At 36.9% G+C, this 17,274-nt stretch carries 13 protein-coding genes; 8 read left to right on the top strand and 5 right to left on the bottom strand.

Translation table 11 applies throughout. The features are described from left to right. The first annotated feature begins 8 nt into the window (after positions 1–8). From MHI47_RS05135 to MHI47_RS05170, 8 genes are read left to right on the top strand one after another with little or no spacing between them, the layout of a single operon-like run. Complete coding sequence (locus MHI47_RS05135) at positions 9–2,417, top strand: hypothetical protein (protein WP_340829917.1); 2,409 nt, start codon at positions 9–11, stop codon at positions 2,415–2,417. Further along, positions 2,414–3,343: an ABC transporter ATP-binding protein gene (locus tag MHI47_RS05140; RefSeq protein ID WP_093535476.1), complete on the top strand. Its 930-nt coding sequence runs from the start codon at positions 2,414–2,416 to the stop codon at positions 3,341–3,343. The genes MHI47_RS05135 and MHI47_RS05140 overlap by 4 nt, the downstream gene beginning before the upstream one ends. Further along, complete coding sequence (locus MHI47_RS05145; protein ID WP_340829919.1) at positions 3,344–4,186, top strand: ABC transporter permease; 843 nt, start codon at positions 3,344–3,346, stop codon at positions 4,184–4,186. A gap of 13 nt (positions 4,187–4,199) precedes the next feature. Then, complete coding sequence (locus MHI47_RS05150) at positions 4,200–5,594, top strand: hypothetical protein (RefSeq protein WP_340829921.1); 1,395 nt, start codon at positions 4,200–4,202, stop codon at positions 5,592–5,594. A gap of 12 nt (positions 5,595–5,606) precedes the next feature. Further along, the gene (locus MHI47_RS05155) at positions 5,607–6,599 is read left to right on the top strand and encodes an AAA family ATPase (protein ID WP_340768645.1); all 993 of its coding nucleotides are present in this window, start codon (positions 5,607–5,609) and stop codon (positions 6,597–6,599) included. Next, on the top strand, positions 6,596–7,471 hold the full coding sequence (locus tag MHI47_RS05160; protein WP_340829922.1) for a DUF58 domain-containing protein: 876 nt from the start codon (positions 6,596–6,598) through the stop codon (positions 7,469–7,471). Before MHI47_RS05155 ends, MHI47_RS05160 begins: the two co-directional genes overlap by 4 nt. A gap of 11 nt (positions 7,472–7,482) precedes the next feature. Further along, on the top strand, positions 7,483–9,240 hold the full coding sequence (locus MHI47_RS05165; RefSeq protein WP_340829924.1) for a vWA domain-containing protein: 1,758 nt from the start codon (positions 7,483–7,485) through the stop codon (positions 9,238–9,240). Continuing rightward, positions 9,224–11,818, top strand: coding sequence for a VWA domain-containing protein (locus MHI47_RS05170; RefSeq protein ID WP_340829926.1), 2,595 nt, complete (start codon positions 9,224–9,226; stop codon positions 11,816–11,818). Before MHI47_RS05165 ends, MHI47_RS05170 begins: the two co-directional genes overlap by 17 nt. 110 nt (positions 11,819–11,928) lie before the next feature. Here MHI47_RS05170 and MHI47_RS05175 read toward each other — a convergent pair whose 3' ends face one another. The 5 genes from MHI47_RS05175 to MHI47_RS05195 all read right to left on the bottom strand — a co-directional run bounded on the left by MHI47_RS05175 (position 11,929) and on the right by MHI47_RS05195 (position 17,250). Next, a complete protein-coding gene (locus MHI47_RS05175) occupies positions 11,929–13,113 on the bottom strand; it encodes an MFS transporter (protein ID WP_340829928.1) in 1,185 nt (394 codons plus the stop codon). A 359-nt stretch (positions 13,114–13,472) separates the two neighbouring features. Next, positions 13,473–14,546 carry an ABC transporter substrate-binding protein gene (locus MHI47_RS05180; RefSeq protein WP_340829929.1) on the bottom strand — a complete coding sequence of 358 codons (1,074 nt, stop codon included), beginning with the start codon at positions 14,544–14,546 and terminating at the stop codon, positions 13,473–13,475. Then, a complete protein-coding gene (locus MHI47_RS05185; protein ID WP_093535460.1) occupies positions 14,543–15,346 on the bottom strand; it encodes an ABC transporter permease in 804 nt (267 codons plus the stop codon). The genes MHI47_RS05180 and MHI47_RS05185 overlap by 4 nt, the downstream gene beginning before the upstream one ends. After that, the gene (locus MHI47_RS05190; protein ID WP_093535458.1) at positions 15,330–16,154 is read right to left on the bottom strand and encodes an ABC transporter permease; all 825 of its coding nucleotides are present in this window, start codon (positions 16,152–16,154) and stop codon (positions 15,330–15,332) included. Before MHI47_RS05190 ends, MHI47_RS05185 begins: the two co-directional genes overlap by 17 nt. Then, complete coding sequence (locus tag MHI47_RS05195; RefSeq protein ID WP_340829931.1) at positions 16,144–17,250, bottom strand: ABC transporter ATP-binding protein; 1,107 nt, start codon at positions 17,248–17,250, stop codon at positions 16,144–16,146. The genes MHI47_RS05190 and MHI47_RS05195 overlap by 11 nt, the downstream gene beginning before the upstream one ends. Positions 17,251–17,274: the final 24 nt, after the last annotated feature.

Here is a 17,274-nt window from a genome sequence, read left to right on the forward strand (position 1 = left end):
GGAAAAAGATGTATATTAAAAAGTTTGTGGTGGTTATTTCAGCATTAATATTTTATTTAATATTTACGCCATCATTAGAAGCTTTAGCTGCACCTGAACCTGAACTAAATGTAAAAGTAACAACTGGGTTTAATGGAAAAGCAAAATATGGGGAAGGATTGCCTATAACTCTAACCGTAGAAAACAAGGGAGATGCATTTTCAGGTGACATTGTCCTAGATTTAGCGGAATCCTATCGTTTAGGAAATGCCCAGTCTATTCCTTTTGAAATTGGCGCAGGGGAAACAAAAACTATCCAAATTGCAGTAAGTGGGCTATCGGAAGACTATATGTATTCTGGAAATAGTGTTCAGTTGATTCACTTTTTTGAAGGAGGATGGGAAAAAGGGAAATCTATTGCCTACAAAGGAAATAAGACGGTGAAACCAAATTTTTCAGACCCTGCAACTACTTTCTATTTAACATTGACGGAAAGTGCAGATCGCTTAAAGTTTCTCACTCAACTGAAACAACCAAATCAGGTGAACAACGAAATTATCCATGTAGCCCAGCAGAGTAACTTTACGTTACCTGATGAAGGGGTTGCTTGGGAAATGGCAGATTATATTATTATCGATGAGTTTGTAATTGCTGATTTAACGGAACAACAACAGCAAGCATTTATCGATTATGTATCGTCAGGCGGAATAATAGTAATTGGAGCCTCTGATAATGTAATAGGTGAGCTTGGAAATCTAGCTGACTATTTACCACTAAACTTACATACGACAACACAAAGTATTACTCCTCAGAATCTAAGTGCATTAACAGGGAGCTTGTTGACTAATGATTTAAAGTTATATGATGCGACTTTAAACAATGGGTCTACCCCACTAGTCCAACTCGATGGGATGATACTAGCTGGCAAGAAACAATTGGGAAGAGGAACAATCATCCAAACCACTTTTTCACTAGGGGATGCACCATTGGCAGATGATCCCGTTTATAATGACTTAATGTCTACTATATTGCAGTCAGTTCAAGTGAAAAATACACAAAGTATGTATGGTTATAATATGAAAGACGAGCTTGTATACAATCTAGGGGAAACGAATTCGTTATTTAGTTCCTTTAAGGTATCTACACCACTAATGATTGGAATTGTCGTATTTTATATGATCATAATAGTTCCACTGTTATATATTATTTTGAAAAGAAAAGATAAGCGTGAGTATGCTTGGGGTATCATTCCTCTCACTGCAATAATTGCATCCCTGGCTATTTTTGGATACGGCGCCAAGGATCGAATAGCAAGGCCGCAAGTTCAGCAATCATCGTTTCTTCAAGTAAATGAAGATAAGAGCCTACAAGGATATTATGCTGAATCTATATTGAGTAACAAAGGTGGAGATTTCACTTTTGAAGCGCCAAATACTACTACGATGGTTGCAAAAAGAGGTACTAACTCATTAACAGGTCAAACTGCAAATGTGCATGAAAATGCTATTATGGAAAAACATGCAGCCAAGAGTGAACTGATCTTCCGTGATGTTGGTTATTGGTCTGTATCTTCCTTATTTGGGGAGACCCAATTGCAAGACGTAGGTAACTTTAATGTAGATTTAACAGTAGATTCTAGTAAAATACATGGTACAGTTCAAAGTAATTTTCCTTTTGGCTTAAAGGATGTTTCTATTTGGTCGGGTAGTAAGCTATATAAGTTAGGTGACATGGCTGCTGGAGAAAAAATAGAGATAAATAAGGATTTGGGTACCGTTATGTTAATGCCCATTTCTAACCCATACGCTAGTGCAAGCTATGGAACATATAATGCAAATCAAATGGATCTAATAACACAACGTAAGCAAGCACTTTATTCATCAAGTCTTATGTTAAATAATTCAAATTCAACACCTGCTATAACTGGTTTTGCAGAAGATAATATTCTTCCAGTTGAATTGAAGGATAAAAAAGTGGAGCTTTCTGCCTTGCATTTAGTTATTCAACCTTTCACAGCTACTACTATTTTCTCTGGTGAATTTACACTCCCAGCTAATACGTTCTCAGTAGTTGTAAATACCGAGCAATTCGGTAAATACATGGAACCAGTCCAAGGCAATAACTTCGAGTGGTATTTAGATGATGGAGAATATAATGTGCACTGGAAAGTTCCAGACACACTTCCTTTAGATAAGGTGAATTGGACGCAGTTACAGATAGCGAATACAGATCGAAATTCTCATACTATTGAAATTTGGAACTTAGAAACAAAATCTTTTGAAGAGATTACAGAAAGTCGATTTACTTTAAATGAAAATATTAATACGTATATCGATCAATCAGGAGTAATCCAATACAAATTAATTAAAAAATCAGTACAAGGCGATCCATATACACGACTTCCAGAAGTGCGTATGAAGGGGGAAGTGAAGCAATGATAGAAATTAAAGGATTAACTAAAAAATACGGCTCATTTTTTGCACTTAATGATCTAAATTTAACGCTACAAGAAGGCACTGTATTTGGTTTCGTAGGTGCAAACGGAGCAGGGAAATCGACCACTTTTTCTATACTGGCTACATTACTGCAACCAACCTCTGGTGACGCCATTGTAAATGGCAAAAGTGTAAGGACAGATGCAAGTGAAGTACGTAAACAAATTGGTTATATGCCTGACTTTTTTGGAGTGTATGATCAGTTGAAAGCAAATGAATATTTAGATTTTTATGGCGCTAGTTATGGGATTTCTGAAGCGGAAAGAAAAGTATTAATTCCACAGTTGCTCGAACTAGTGAACTTGACTCATAAGCGTTATGAATATGTGGATTTACTTTCACGAGGGATGAAACAACGCTTATGCCTTGCACGAGCATTGATACATGATCCAAAGGTTCTTATATTGGATGAACCAGCTTCTGGACTTGATCCAAGAGCGCGGGTAGAGATGAGAGATATTTTAAAGCAGCTAAAAGGAATGGGAAAAACGATTCTTATATCCTCCCATATATTACCGGAGTTAGCGGAAATGTGTGATGAAATAGGTGTAATAGATGGGGGAAGACTGATCGCGCATGGCTCCGTTGCAGATATCCAAGCTCAGCTTGCAGGAGAAAGACATATTACGGTGAAAGTAAAAGGATTATTAGAAAATGTTGCTACTTTTTTTGAAGAGGATCCTTTTGTCTCTTCTGTGGAATTACACACGGATAAAAATTCAGTGACCTTCAATTATCGAGGGACTGATGACGATCAAATCGATTTACTTAAAAAGGCAATGGACCATTCGATTAGAATTATTTCCTTCGCCGAGACAGAAACGGATCTTGAGGATGTCTTTATGGAAATAACGAAAGGAGCGAAATAAATGAAGCAGGTGTTTTCTAACCCGGTATTGGTAAAGGAAATAAAGTTGCGCTTTCGTTCCCCAAAAAGTTTTGTAGGAATTCTATTTTATTTAATTGCTATGTGTATTTTTGTCTTTGGATTTATTTTACTAACAACTCAATTTACAGGAACTGGATATTTCCGTCCAGAAGAAAGCTTTTTTATGTTTGCAATGCTTACTTATATACAATTAGGTTTAATACTTTTCATCACTCCAGGCTTAACGGCAGGTGCTATTAGCTCAGAGCGGGAGAAACAAACATTGAATATATTATTAACGACCGCACAAACTTCTTTCCAAATTATTTCGGGCAAATTAACGTCATCTATTGCCTTTTTATTACTATTATTAATAGCCGGATTACCTATTTATAGTATGGTTTTCTTATTCGGTGGGGTATCACCAGGTCAATTAGGAATTATATTCTTGTTTTTCTTTTTAACGATGCTTGCTATTGGAAGTATTGGAATTATGTACTCGACCATCATTCGTAAGACGATTGTTTCTATGATTGCAACATATGGAACAATGATTTTCTTAAGTGGGGTGACGGGTTTTATTTATTTAGTAATTACAGGAATGAACAGCATGGTAGCTGGTTCGATGGCATCTTCCCCGTTCGGGCATTTCTTTGCGAGTATAAATCCGGTGGTCCTCGTCTTAACACTTATATCACCAGGGTCAGATACATTTATAACAGATACAACGAAGGTCGATTTCCCTATTTGGGCAGGCTACGCCATCTTCTATATTTGTATTACAGTAATATCAATTTTCATATCGGTGAAAAAATTACGAGTAAATATGAAACGGACAAAATAAGGAGGACAAATGGATGACTACTCCGAAAAAACTGATCAGATACGTCCAAAGGGCAAGAAATAGTCTAGCTATGGAGCATTATGTCAGAATGCTCCAAGCGGCCCTCTTTTATGGTTTTAGTGCCACTGCGCTTATCCTATTGGTATCTCGTTTATTTGTCTTTCCATATTATTTAAGAACTTCCATCATTGTTGGAAGTTCTGTTTTTATAGGCACTTATCTTTATGGTTTTTGGAAAAGACCCTCAAGTGGAGAAGCAGTACAAAAGTTGGACGCATATTTTGTTGATAATTTACTTGTAAGTGCTTTAAGTTTTCTAGAGGGGAAATCTCTTCTTGCTAAAGGATTAATATGCAAAGCAGAAACAAACAGTGAGAGTGCTTTCCTTCTTTTTAAGAAGCGTGACAAAAAATACTTTAAGCCCAAATGGATTATAGGGCTTGTTTTGGCTTTTGCAGCGGTTCTCAGTTTGTATGTATTCCCAGCTGCAACGCAATTAGAAGCTAAGGATTTGGAACAAGAGAAAGAGATTGTAAAGGAACTAAAGAAAGAAGTAAGTAAGCTTGAGAAAAAGGAATTGTCAAAGCCAGTAAAAAAAGAATTGAATGATCTTAAAGAAAAACTTAAAGATTTAGATATAGCAGAAGAAACTTTGCGTGAAGTGGTGAAAAAGCAAAAAGAATTAGCACTAAAAGAACAGAAGCTAGAAGAAAAGAAAAAGGTAGCCGAACAAGAAGGGACGTCTGAATCCTCTTTAAGTACCGAGGAGCAAAAAGAACTCGCTTCGTTAGAGGATATTAATAATGCACTAGCTAAAAGTGCATCAAATTCTCGAACTACACTAAGTAAGATGGGGAAATCTTTACCATACAGTGCTGGGGTAGCTCAAAATAATAGTTCGCAATCTTCAAGCAATAAAAATGGGCAGCAGGGAAAAAATCCACCTAATTCTGGCGCAGGACAAAGTCAAAGTCAAAGTCAAAGTCAAAGTCAAAGTCAAGGCCAGGGACAGGGACAGGGACAAGGCCAGGGACAAGGCCAAGGCCAGGGACAGGGACAAGGACAAGGACAAGGACAAGGACAGGGTCAAGGCCAAGGACAGGGTCAAGGCCAAGGAACAGGGTCAGGCGCAGGTTTAGGTTCAGGAAGTAGAGATTTACTGTCTATACCTACAAGGATTGGTGGAAACGGGAAAACTTCAGTCGATTCAGGTGGACTTGGAGACGGAAATTCTGCTAGTGAACAACCAGCGGATACTGCTATAACACGCGGCTCATCAAGACCATATAAAGAGGTAGTTAATGATTATTCGGAGTCTTATATAAAAAGTTCCGAGCGCATGCAATTACCAGCTGACTTACAAAGAATCGTTCAAGATTACTTTTCATCAGTTGAAAAAAGAGAATAACGGAGGGGAAACATGACTTATACAACAGAAGACTATATGGATATGAGTAAGCGTTTAGATGATGTTCGAACGGAAATAGGTCAATTTATAGTTGGTCAAAAGGAGGCTGTTGAATTCTCCATTTATTGTGTGTTGGCTGATGGGCATGCCCTCCTCGAGGGATTACCCGGATTGGGTAAAACAATGCTCATACGGACAGTTTCGGAAGTGTTAGATTTATCCTTTTCACGTATTCAATTCACGCCTGATTTAATGCCATCTGATATAACTGGTACTAGTATGATTGAAAGATTAGAAAATGGTAAACAACAATTTACCTTTCAAAAGGGACCAATCTTTAGCCAAATGGTGTTAGCTGATGAGATAAATCGCGCCACACCTAAAACACAAAGTGCACTGTTAGAGGCTATGGGAGAAAAAACAGTTACCGTGCTCGGTGACACTAAACAAATGGACCGACCTTTCTTCGTCCTTGCAACTCAAAATCCAATTGAAATGGAAGGTACCTACCCTTTACCAGAAGCTCAAATGGATCGTTTTTTATGTAAAATATTAGTAGCATATCCTTCTAAAGCCGAGTTAATGGAAATAACAAAACGCACGACAGGTGGGTTAACGATTCAACTGAATAAAGTAATGAACGCAGAAGAAATAGTGCGTGCACAGCAAATGGTAAAGGAAGTACTTATAGCAGATGATATGTTGGAATATGCAGTAGATATTATTGCCGCAACGCATCCTGAGGAAGCAAGCATCCCAGAAATAGCACAATATGTTCAATATGGAAGTGGTCCTCGTGGATTACAAAGTCTCATAAAGTTAGCCAAAGCGAGAGCATTGGTTGCTGGGAGATATCATGTGTCGATAGCGGATATTAAAACAGTTGCTAAACCGGTATTGAGACATCGTTTATTACTCAATTATGAAGGGGAAGCAGAAGGTAAAACGGCAGATGCACTAATCGATCTTATCTTACAAACAGTAAAACAAGGACAAGTTGTATGAGTAGTGAACAATTAGTACCAAAGGATTGGGCAGGTAAGCTAAGTAGATTATCCATCTCAACTAAATCGAATCTCAGAGGCCAACATAAAGGCTCCCACCGTTCTCAGCGTTTTGGTGCATCTCTAGATTTTTCGGATTTTCGCGAATACTCGCCAGGTGATGATGTACGGCAAATAGATTGGAATGTTTATGCACGTACAGACAAGTATTTTATTAAACGTTTTTTAGACGAACAAGAAATGCGAGTGCATATCTTACTTGATACGACTAAGTCTATGGGAGATTCACTGAAATGGAACTTTGCTAAGCAATTAGCTGCTTCTTTAGGAATTCTTGTATTACAGAGAGATGATCGATTATCTTTTTCAGCTGTTAATGAAGACAAAAAGCCGCCCTTTAGAAGAAAGGGTGCAACCTACCGAAAAGCGTTCGTTCAAACTATTTCTGACATAGACGAACCAGCAATGACTTCCACTTTTACAGATAATGCACTTCCTTTTTTACCTAAAGATAGTACTGTATTGTTTGTGATTACAGATTGTTTAGAAAGTATTGAGTCATGGGAACGATTTCTACAGAAATTGCCAAAATTCGCTGGTGATATTCGAATATTACAAGTAGTCACTGATGAGGAGCTCGCTCCATCATACGGTGGGGATGTTCAATTAGAAGATATTGAAACGTTGGAACAAGTAAATGTCTCGATTTCCACCAGGGTACTTGAATCATTTCATCGAGAAAGAAAAGAGCATCAACAACGATTAGAACTACTTTGTCATAAGTTTGGTATTAAAATACTGCAGGTAAATGCACATGAAGGAATATCACATACAATGTTTCAACAATTATTAAGAGCAAATTGGGTGCAATGAGGTGAATAGGTTTGGGTATTAATCAGTTAATATATTCTTGGACAGCCATTTTCCCAATTGCTGTGCTTTTATATTATTTTTTTCGAAAAAAATATGTAAAAAAATCTGTTTCCTCTACACTGTTTTGGCAGGAGGCAATGAAGGAAACAAAGGCATCCCCATATTTACAACATTTGCAGCGGAATGCTTTGTTTTATTTACAAATGCTCGCCATGCTTTTGCTGGTTCTAGCATTACTTCAACCGTATTGGAAAACAAAATCGATTGCTGGGGAACAGATTGTGTTTGTCGTAGATACTTCTGCAACGATGAAAGTAAATGTAAATAACGCTACTTCTCTTTTTGAACAGCATAGAAGTAAAATGCTTGAGTTAGTCGAGGAATTATCGGGTAAGCCCTTAACATTAATCACAACGGGAAATGAGCCAGTTGTCCTATTGAGGCAAGAAAAGAATACAGAGCAAATGATTAAAGAGATAAATAAACTAGAGATAAGCTATGAAGCAGAAAATATGTCAAAGTCTCTTGATTTTACCCAATCCTTTTTTCAAGATAAAGCAACCTCTGTGTATATTTTTACAGATGATTTAAAAAGGCAATCTCTTCCGTTGCAACATGAAAATGTAAGCTGGAATGTGGAAGCTTTAACAACTGAGGTTACCAATGCATCTATTAAAAGATTTGGTGCAACAGAAACAGCAAATGGAATTTCTACACTAGTTCAAATTGAAAATCAGTCAGAAAAAGAGAGTACAACAGAGCTGACGATATCCAATGAAGAGAAAATATTAGTAACGGAAGTTGTCAATTTACCGCCAAAAGAAACGATTACATTATCTTTTGATGAACTAGTCAATTCAAGTTATTTAAAAGCAAATATAGACATCCAAGATTCTTACCTTTTAGATAATGAAAATATTATATTCATGCAGGATCAATTGTCTAATGTTTTCATAGATAGCACCATACATTCGCTAGTTCGAACTGCTTTTCAGTCATTAGACATTAAAGTGAGTAGTGTTCCTCCAGAGCAAGTTGGTTTGTTGAAGGATGAAGGTATGATGGTCACCAATCAGTTTGGCGTAAATATAGAGGATGAAAGGCCAATCTTATATATAGGCAGGAACGATGCTATACCAAAGGAAGTAAATGGAAACGTTCAGACAACTGAATCTCCATTATTTGCTTTTGCTGATTTAAGGGACATATATGTGAGTTCAGTGTATCCGCCTATAGAGGGCTATACTACTATTGCTTCTGTAGGGGATGATCCATTCATCCAAACCTCACCATCTGGAAATATTATTATTCTTGCAGATATTCAAATGACAGATTGGCCACTGAGTCCTACGTTTCCACTATTTATGTGGAGTGTAAAGGAGCAACTTTCATCAGGAAGTGATTATTTAGGAACATTCACTCCTAACGAGAGAAAGCCTTTATCTCTTGGTGCTTTGGACGAGTGGGAAATTTATACGATGAATGATGAATATGAGTATGCTATTGAAAATGGTGGGAAGTTTGTAGCACCAAATAAACCAGGCATATATGTTCTACGTTCGAAAGATGCTGAGAAGAATCTTTCTGTCATATTGCCTCAAGAGGAAAAAGTAATTGAAAAAGGTACTTCATATAAAGTGAATGGACAACAGATGAATGCTGATGAAGACTATCAAGCCAATTCCTTTGTTCCATTTATATTAATATTACTAATTTTACTATTTGTAATAGAGTGGGAGGTGCAAAGAAGACGTGGATTTACGAGTTGACCAACCACTTTGGCTTTTACTATTAATTCCTATTGGCTTTTATTTTCTTTGGACTTGGCGAAAAGATAAGAAAATCTTTAAGCGAGAGGGGAAAGTAGTCTTTAGTATACGGATACTGGCTATTCTGTGCTTAATATTAGGAATTACTAATCCCTACCTTTTGTTACCTATCAAAGAAGAGCAGGTTCTGTTTTTGGTAGATCGCTCTGCTTCTCTACAAGGAACTGACAAACAAATAACGGAGTGGGTAGATGAAAGTTTAAAATCTAAAAAAATGAGCCATTTAGTAGGTGTTTATACATTTGCAGAGAATTTTCAAACGGAAGTAGCGCTAACAACGGGAGAAGTGAATTTACCAGTTTTCACTCCTATGTCAGATCCAAGTAATACAGATTTAGCGAAAGCCCTGCAGCTTTCAACAGGTATTATTGAGCCAAACAAAGCTACAAGAATTGTCCTCTTTACAGATGGGATAGAAACAATTGGATCTGTTAGTGATGAAATTGTGAAAATCGCAGGAGGGAATGTCACGATAGATGTTGTTCAAATGGCTCGACTGTCATCGGAAGATGTCGCTATAACTTCCTTTGAGACGCCGCCTGTGGCTTTTGAAGGAGAACAGCAACAATTAAATGTTACCCTTGATGCCACAAGTGAAGCAGTGGCCGAGTTACTTCTATATCAAAATGATCAGCTACTCACGCGCGAACAAATAAATGTAGAACCTGGCACTAATACGTATACATTTAGAAATGCATCTAAGGGCGAAGGATTACTTAAATATGAAGTACAAGTTGTGCTGGCCGAGGATGGACTAATAGAGAATAACAAGTTGACAAGTGTCACAAATGTAGAGAGTTCTCCACGACTTCTAATAGTTACGCATGACGGTAATTCTTCTAATATTGCCACAGTCATTGATCAACAAGCGATTACAACGGATGTTATAGATGCAGGTGTCCTGCCTTTTGATTTATCAAATTATTTATCATATGATGCGATTATATTTGATAATGTACCTGGTCATGTCGTCGGTGAACAGAAGATGATGGTTATTGAACAGGCTGTGAAAAACTTTGGTGTAGGCTTTATGATGGTCGGAGGGAAAAACAGCTTTGGCTTAGGAGGCTATTTTAAGAGTCCTATTGAGCGATTATTACCAGTGGAGATGGAGATAAAAGGAAAGCAACAACTGCCTTCACTGGGGTTAATCATCGTTATGGATAGGTCAGGTAGTATGAGTGGAACAAAATTAGAATATGCGAAGGAAGCAGCAGCGCGTTCTGTAGAAATGCTTCGAGAAGGAGATACACTCGGATTTATCGCTTTTGATGATCGACCATGGGAAATAATTGAGACTGCTCCATTGAATGACCAAGAAACAGCTGTAGAAAGCATACTATCTGTAGGGACAGGCGGAGGAACAGAAATTTATACGAGCTTAGCGCTAGCATACGAAAATTTATCACCTCTTAAACTTCAGCGAAAGCATATTATCTTGTTGACAGATGGTCAGTCAGCTACCAACAATGACTATCAAACGTTGATAGAAGGTGGTAAAGAGGGATTAATAACAGTCTCCACTGTTGCAGTTGGGCAAGATGCGGATAGATCTTTACTAGAAAGTTTAGCAGAAATGGGAGGGGGCACGTTCTACGATGTCCAAGATGAATCTACTATTCCTGCTATAATGTCCACCGAGACAGCAATTATCTCAAGAACCTATATTGAAGATAATCCGTTCTATCCCACTATTTTTGGAGATGCTGCATGGACAAGTTTGTTTGCAGAAGGAGTTCCTCAAATGAATGCCTATATTGCCACAACACCTAAACAAACAGCTTCCGTTGTTGTTGAAAGTGAAAAAGAGGATCCGGTATTAGCTGAATGGATGTATGGACTCGGTCGCACAATTGCTTTTACATCGGATTCCACTGGTGAATGGAGTGGTGACCTAGCGAGATGGGCTAATTGGGGAGATTTTTGGAATACAGCAGTCTCCAGGTTACTACCAGCATATAGTGAGGTGCCTTTTTCTATTCAAAAGTCCTCGGATGAATCCTTTACTGTTACAGATCCGTCAGGAAAGTCATCATTTTTGGACGTAGCAGTTGTCAATGAAAAAGGCGAAGAGGTTTCTGTTACATCTGAAGCAATTGCACCAGGTAAAGCAAGGGTAACAATAGATAGTGAACCAGGATTAGTGTTTTTCCGAATTTCCAATGAACAAGATGCTGTTTACCAGGCAGGTATTTCCGTTCCTTATAGCGAGGAATACAAAATACAAAAGCCGAATACAGCAATTCTGGAGATGATTACAAGTAGAACAAATGGAAAGATGCTAACCGAACCATCTGAAGCTTTCCGAGAAATGCAACTCTCTAGTTCAGAGAAACAATCTATTCAACAGTCTCTTCTATTGTTAGCTATCTTCTTGTTCTTTTTTGATATTACAATAAGAAGATTTGGTTTCCACTTATTGCTTTCTCCGTTCAAAAGATCTGGTAAAAAAGCGGAGCCAGTAAATACGACTACAACCTACGTGGGGAAACTAGTTAGAGAAAAGAAAAAGAGATAAGGCATAAAATTACCCAAAAAGGATGCTTGATGGTTGTGACAGAAGTCATAACCATCAAGCATCCTTAAAATTTCACTTCCGAGAAAGAGTATTGATAAGTTAATTCGAAATTAAATTATCGGTTTTTTTCTTTTAATCCATATAAGTGTGATAGCCCACGAAGCTAGTAGTATGATAGATCCTACAATGAACGGATAGCTTATATTAATATCAAAAAACATCCCTGCTAGCGCTGGTCCAATCATACTTCCTAAACTCATATAAGCATTATTCATACCAGCAGCATATCCTTGCTCATTACCAGCCATTTTAGAAATTACTGTATTTACTGCTGGTCGGATGAGTGTAGTTGCAGTAGAGAAGATAGATGCGACAAGTAATACAAGTGCAAAGCCGTCTACTACAAAGAATAGTAGAAAAGCTATTGCAGCAACAACCAAATTGACTAAGATAACATTTAATTCGCCAAAACGTTTAAATAGTTTCTCCACTACTAATGTTTGCACGATGACACCTATAAACCCACCAACTGTTAAGACAACAGCAATATCCTGTGGAGTATAGTTATACTTATGATCTACATATAATGAGAACGTCGTTTGGAAGTTTGCTATTCCAAAAGTGAAAACAAAAATTATGATTAACATCATGAAGTAAGGTGTCTTCACTGAATTTTTCATCTGTGTGATGATGTTTTCGCGCTTTTTAGGCTCCGACGGTATTTCGGAAACAGTATTTTTAATATCGGGTAGAATGATTAAAGATATTATTCCTGCAATCAAAGCTGCTAAAGATGCCATGTAAAATGGGAACGATAAGCTTACACTTGCTAAAAATCCTCCAAGCGCTGGTCCAATCATAAAGCCTAGTGACATAGAAGCTCCTAAGAATCCCATTCCTTTCCCACGCTCTTCTAATGTAGTAATATCTGCAACAAATGCCATAGTGGCTGGTATTAAAAAGGCTCCCCCAATACCACTTATAAATCGTGCAGCATACAACATCCATTCATATGTAGCTAACCCAAACCATAATTGAGATGCCGAAAAAATGACCAATCCTACAATAATTAGTTTTTTTCGTCCCAGTTTATCAGATAGGTCACCTGCAAGTGGGGAAAATAGAAACTGACCTAAGGCAAAGGAAGCTATAATAAATCCGAGAGCTTGACCTGCAACACCAAAGGTTTCTAGGTATTGAGGCATTACTGGAATTACTAATCCTATCCCCGACATAGCAATAAACATATTGAACATTAAAATATATAATGCCGAACTATTTGTTTTCTTCGCCATAATACTCCTGCTTTCTGTAATTACTTTTATGCGTCTATAGATTCTACCATATTCCTAAAAGAATAAAAACTTTCGAGTAACGAATTATATAATATTTAACATAAAAAAAACTGAGAAAAAAGACGCCCAATCCTCTAAAAATATGCCGTTGATTTCCGCTGCGAGCAACGCTTTCCGTGGGCACAGCTTCAGCCGATTCGCTCGCTCCGCTCCCCCTGCGGAAAGCGGCCACTGAAATAGAAACCAGTAGTATTATTATTCATTCATTCTCTCTTTCAATCATTAAAATAGTGTATATGGTAATTTATTATATAATTTCTACGCAATAAAAAGAGCCGTCACTATGACGACTCTCCCATTTAGTTAGCGCTCATTTTAAATTCTAAGAATAGTTCGTTATATTTACCAAGCATTTCAAGACCTAGGTTTTTATATACTTCTAGATTTTCTCTAGCTTCTTCTAGAGGATAGAATCGCTCATCAGAAGTTACTTCTTCATCCATTAACTCAATTGCTGCGGTATTTGGGATAGAATATCCAACATAATCTGCATTTTGTGCGGCAACTTCTGCATCTAACATAAAGTTGATAAACTCATGAGCACCTTCCACATTTGCAGCAGTTTTAGGTATAACCATATTATCGAACCAAAGATTCGATCCCTCTTCAGGGACTGAATAATCTAATCCTTCGTTTTCCCACATCATATCAGCTGCTTGCCCAGAGAAAGTAATAGCTACGGAAGCTTCTTCATTTATCATTAGCTGAGTTACTTCATCTCCGATAATTGCTTTTACATTTGGAGTCAATTCCTTCAGTTTCGCCGTAGCTTCCAGCAATTCTTTTTCTTCCGTAGAGTTAAGGGAATAACCGAGACTATTTAATCCCATCCCAATAATTTCACGTGCACCGTCTACTAGTAACACTTCACCTTCTAAAGATGGGTCCCAAAGTGATTCCCAGCTATCAAAGGTCTGTCCGTCTAGAAGAGAAGGATTGAACACAACTCCAACTGTTCCCCAGAAATAAGGAATGGAGTATTTATTTTTAGGGTCAAATGCTAAGTCTAAAAAGTATGGATCAATATTGCTTAGATTCGGAATTTTAGAATGATCAATTTCTTGCAATAGATCATTTTCTTTCATCTTTTCAATTGCGTACTCTGAAGGTACCGCAATATCATAAGAAGTTCCGCCTTGTTCTATTTTTGTCATCATTGCTTCATTGGAGTCAAATGTTTCGTACACAACACGATAACCTGATTCTTCTTCAAATTGAGAGATCAAATCGGGATCGATGTATTCACCCCAGTTAAAGATAGTTAATGTATCACTACTGGCATTGCCAGAGCTTTGGTTTAAATATTTATTGACACCAAACAAAATGATACAAACGACAACAATGGCTAAAGTTGCTCTAGTTATTTCTTTCATTTTCGAACCCCCATTCCGACAGGGTTTTTCCCGCGTTGGCTAACAAAATAATACCCAACCACGAGAACTAGTGTCACTATAAATATGATTCCCGATAAAGCATTAATCGTTAACGTAATACCAGTTCTTGCCATGGAGTAAATTTCAACTGAAAGTGTGCTAAAGCCATTTCCTGTAACAAAGAAAGTAACTGCGAAATCATCAAGAGAATATGTTAAGGCCATAAAAAATCCTGCGAAGATTCCAGGTTTAACAAAAGGGATAATTACGCGTGTCAGAATATCACGTTTGGATGCGCCAAGATCTGCTGCTGCATCAATGAGCGTACTATTCATGTCTTGTAGCTTCGGTAATACCATTAATACAACAATGGGTATACTAAATGCAATATGAGAAATTAATACGGATGCAAATCCAAGTTTTACCCCAATAGCTGTAAATAGTATTAGGAACGATGCACCAATAACAACATCGGGACTTACTATTAATACATTATTTAAAGAAAGGATAGATCTGCGCAGTGATTTGTTTCGCATAAATACAATGCCGATTGAACCAAATACACCAACTATTGTTGCTATTAATGCAGAAAGTAAAGCAACAATTACTGTATTGAGAAGTATCATGATCAAACGAGTATCTGAAAAGACAGCAGAATAATGTTCCCAAGTAAATGATTCAAAATTATTCATATTTCCACCACTATTAAACGAGTAAAAAATCAGATATAAGATAGGCGTATATAAAACGATAAATACAAGGGCTAAGTAAAACTTCGCTGACTTACTTGTTTTTTCCATTTGCATAGGCCCCCTTATCACGTTGACCAGTAATGATCATTATAATTACCATAAAGATGATTAAGAAAACGGCGATTGTGGAACCCATTCCCCAGTTTTGGGTAACTAAGAATTGCTGCTCAATAGCTGTACCCAAAGTAATAACTTTATTCCCCGCGATTAATCGAGTAATCATGAATAGCGAAAGGGAAGGGATAAATACAGCTTGAATTCCAGCTTTTACCCCATTAATAGTTAATGGTAGAATCACCTTTGAAAATGTCGTCCAGCTAGATGCACCTAAATCTCGACTAGCATCCATTAAGGAAGGATTTAACTTATCCAATGAATTAAAAATAGGCAAAATCATAAATGGGATAAATATATAGACTGATACAAAAACGAAACTAAAATCTGTAAATAAAATTTGTGTTTCTTCCAACCCAAATACATTTAGAAATGCATTTACAGGACCATATAAACCAAAAATTCCGATAAAAGCATAAGTTTTCAATAATAAATTTATCCAAGAGGGAATGATGATTAACAGCAACCAAAGCTGTTTATGTCGTGTTTTTGTTAGCAAATATGCTGTTGGATATGCAATAAGTAAAGTAAAAAAAGTTATAAGAAATGCATACCAAAACGAACTCAAGGTTAACTTTAAGTAAACTGAAGTAAAAAAGTTTTGATAATTATCTAAAGTGAAGTTTCCACTTAAATCGAAAAAGGAATAATATGCAATTAGAGCAATGGGAGCAACAACAAATAATACAATCCACACATAATAAGGTATTAAATAAAATGCTTTGGTAGTTTTAGTTTGCATATGCGTCTTCTCCATAAGACTCGAGACGTTTGTCAAATTCTTCTTCTGTTTCATTTAAACGCATAACGTGAATAGCCTCCGGGTCGAAATCTAAACCAATAGAAGCACCAACGTCTGCTTTTTTCGTAGAATGTACTAGCCATTCATTTCCCTCATCATCGTAAGTAGAAAGTTCATAGTGAACTCCTCTAAATAATTGTGTATCTACTTTTACCTTCATTTTCCCTTTATCAACAGCTGTTATTTCTAAATCTTCTGGACGAATGACGATATCTATTTTTTCGTTTGGATTTAGTCCTTGATCTACACATTCAAACTCTTTGTCACCAATTTTTACGCGGAAATCAGCGACCATTGTACCAGAAACAATATTTGACTCTCCGATAAAGTCAGCTACATAGCGATTAATCGGCTCATCATATATATCCATTGGAGTACCACTTTGTTCAATTTCGCCTTCATTTAACACGAAAATTTCATCAGACATTGCCAATGCTTCTTCTTGGTCATGTGTTACGAATATAAAAGTTTTGCCAAGTCTTTGTTGAAGCTCACGTAACTCATATTGCATTTCAGAACGTAATTTTAAATCTAATGCAGAAAGGGGCTCGTCCAATAGAATGATTTCAGGATCATTTACAATGGCACGTGCAATTGCTACACGTTGTCTTTGTCCGCCTGACATTTCAGCAATTTCTCTTTTTTCATAACCTACTAAGTTAACAAATTTCAAAGCTTCTATTACTTTTTGTTCGATTACTTTTTTGCCAAGCTTTTTAATGCGAAGACCGAATGCTACATTTTCAAATACATTTAAATGGGGAAATAACGCATAATCTTGAAATACTGTATTTACCTGTCTTTCATTGGCGGGGACATTATTAATGAGTTTGCCGTTAAAGTAAATACTTCCACTTGTAGGTTGCATAAAACCAGCGATTAAACGTAAAATTGTTGTTTTCCCACAACCAGATGGACCTAGTAAAGTATAAAATTTCCCTCGCTCTAACTCTAAGTTGATATTTTTTAATACGGTCGTTTCTGCATCATATGATTTTGTCACATTTTCAAAACGAATAATAGTATTGTCAGACATAATATACCTCCATTGTTATTTAAG

The sequence above is a fragment of the Psychrobacillus sp. FSL H8-0487 genome (assembly GCF_038008385.1).
In the GTDB taxonomy this organism is placed as follows: domain Bacteria; phylum Bacillota; class Bacilli; order Bacillales_A; family Planococcaceae; genus Psychrobacillus; species Psychrobacillus psychrotolerans.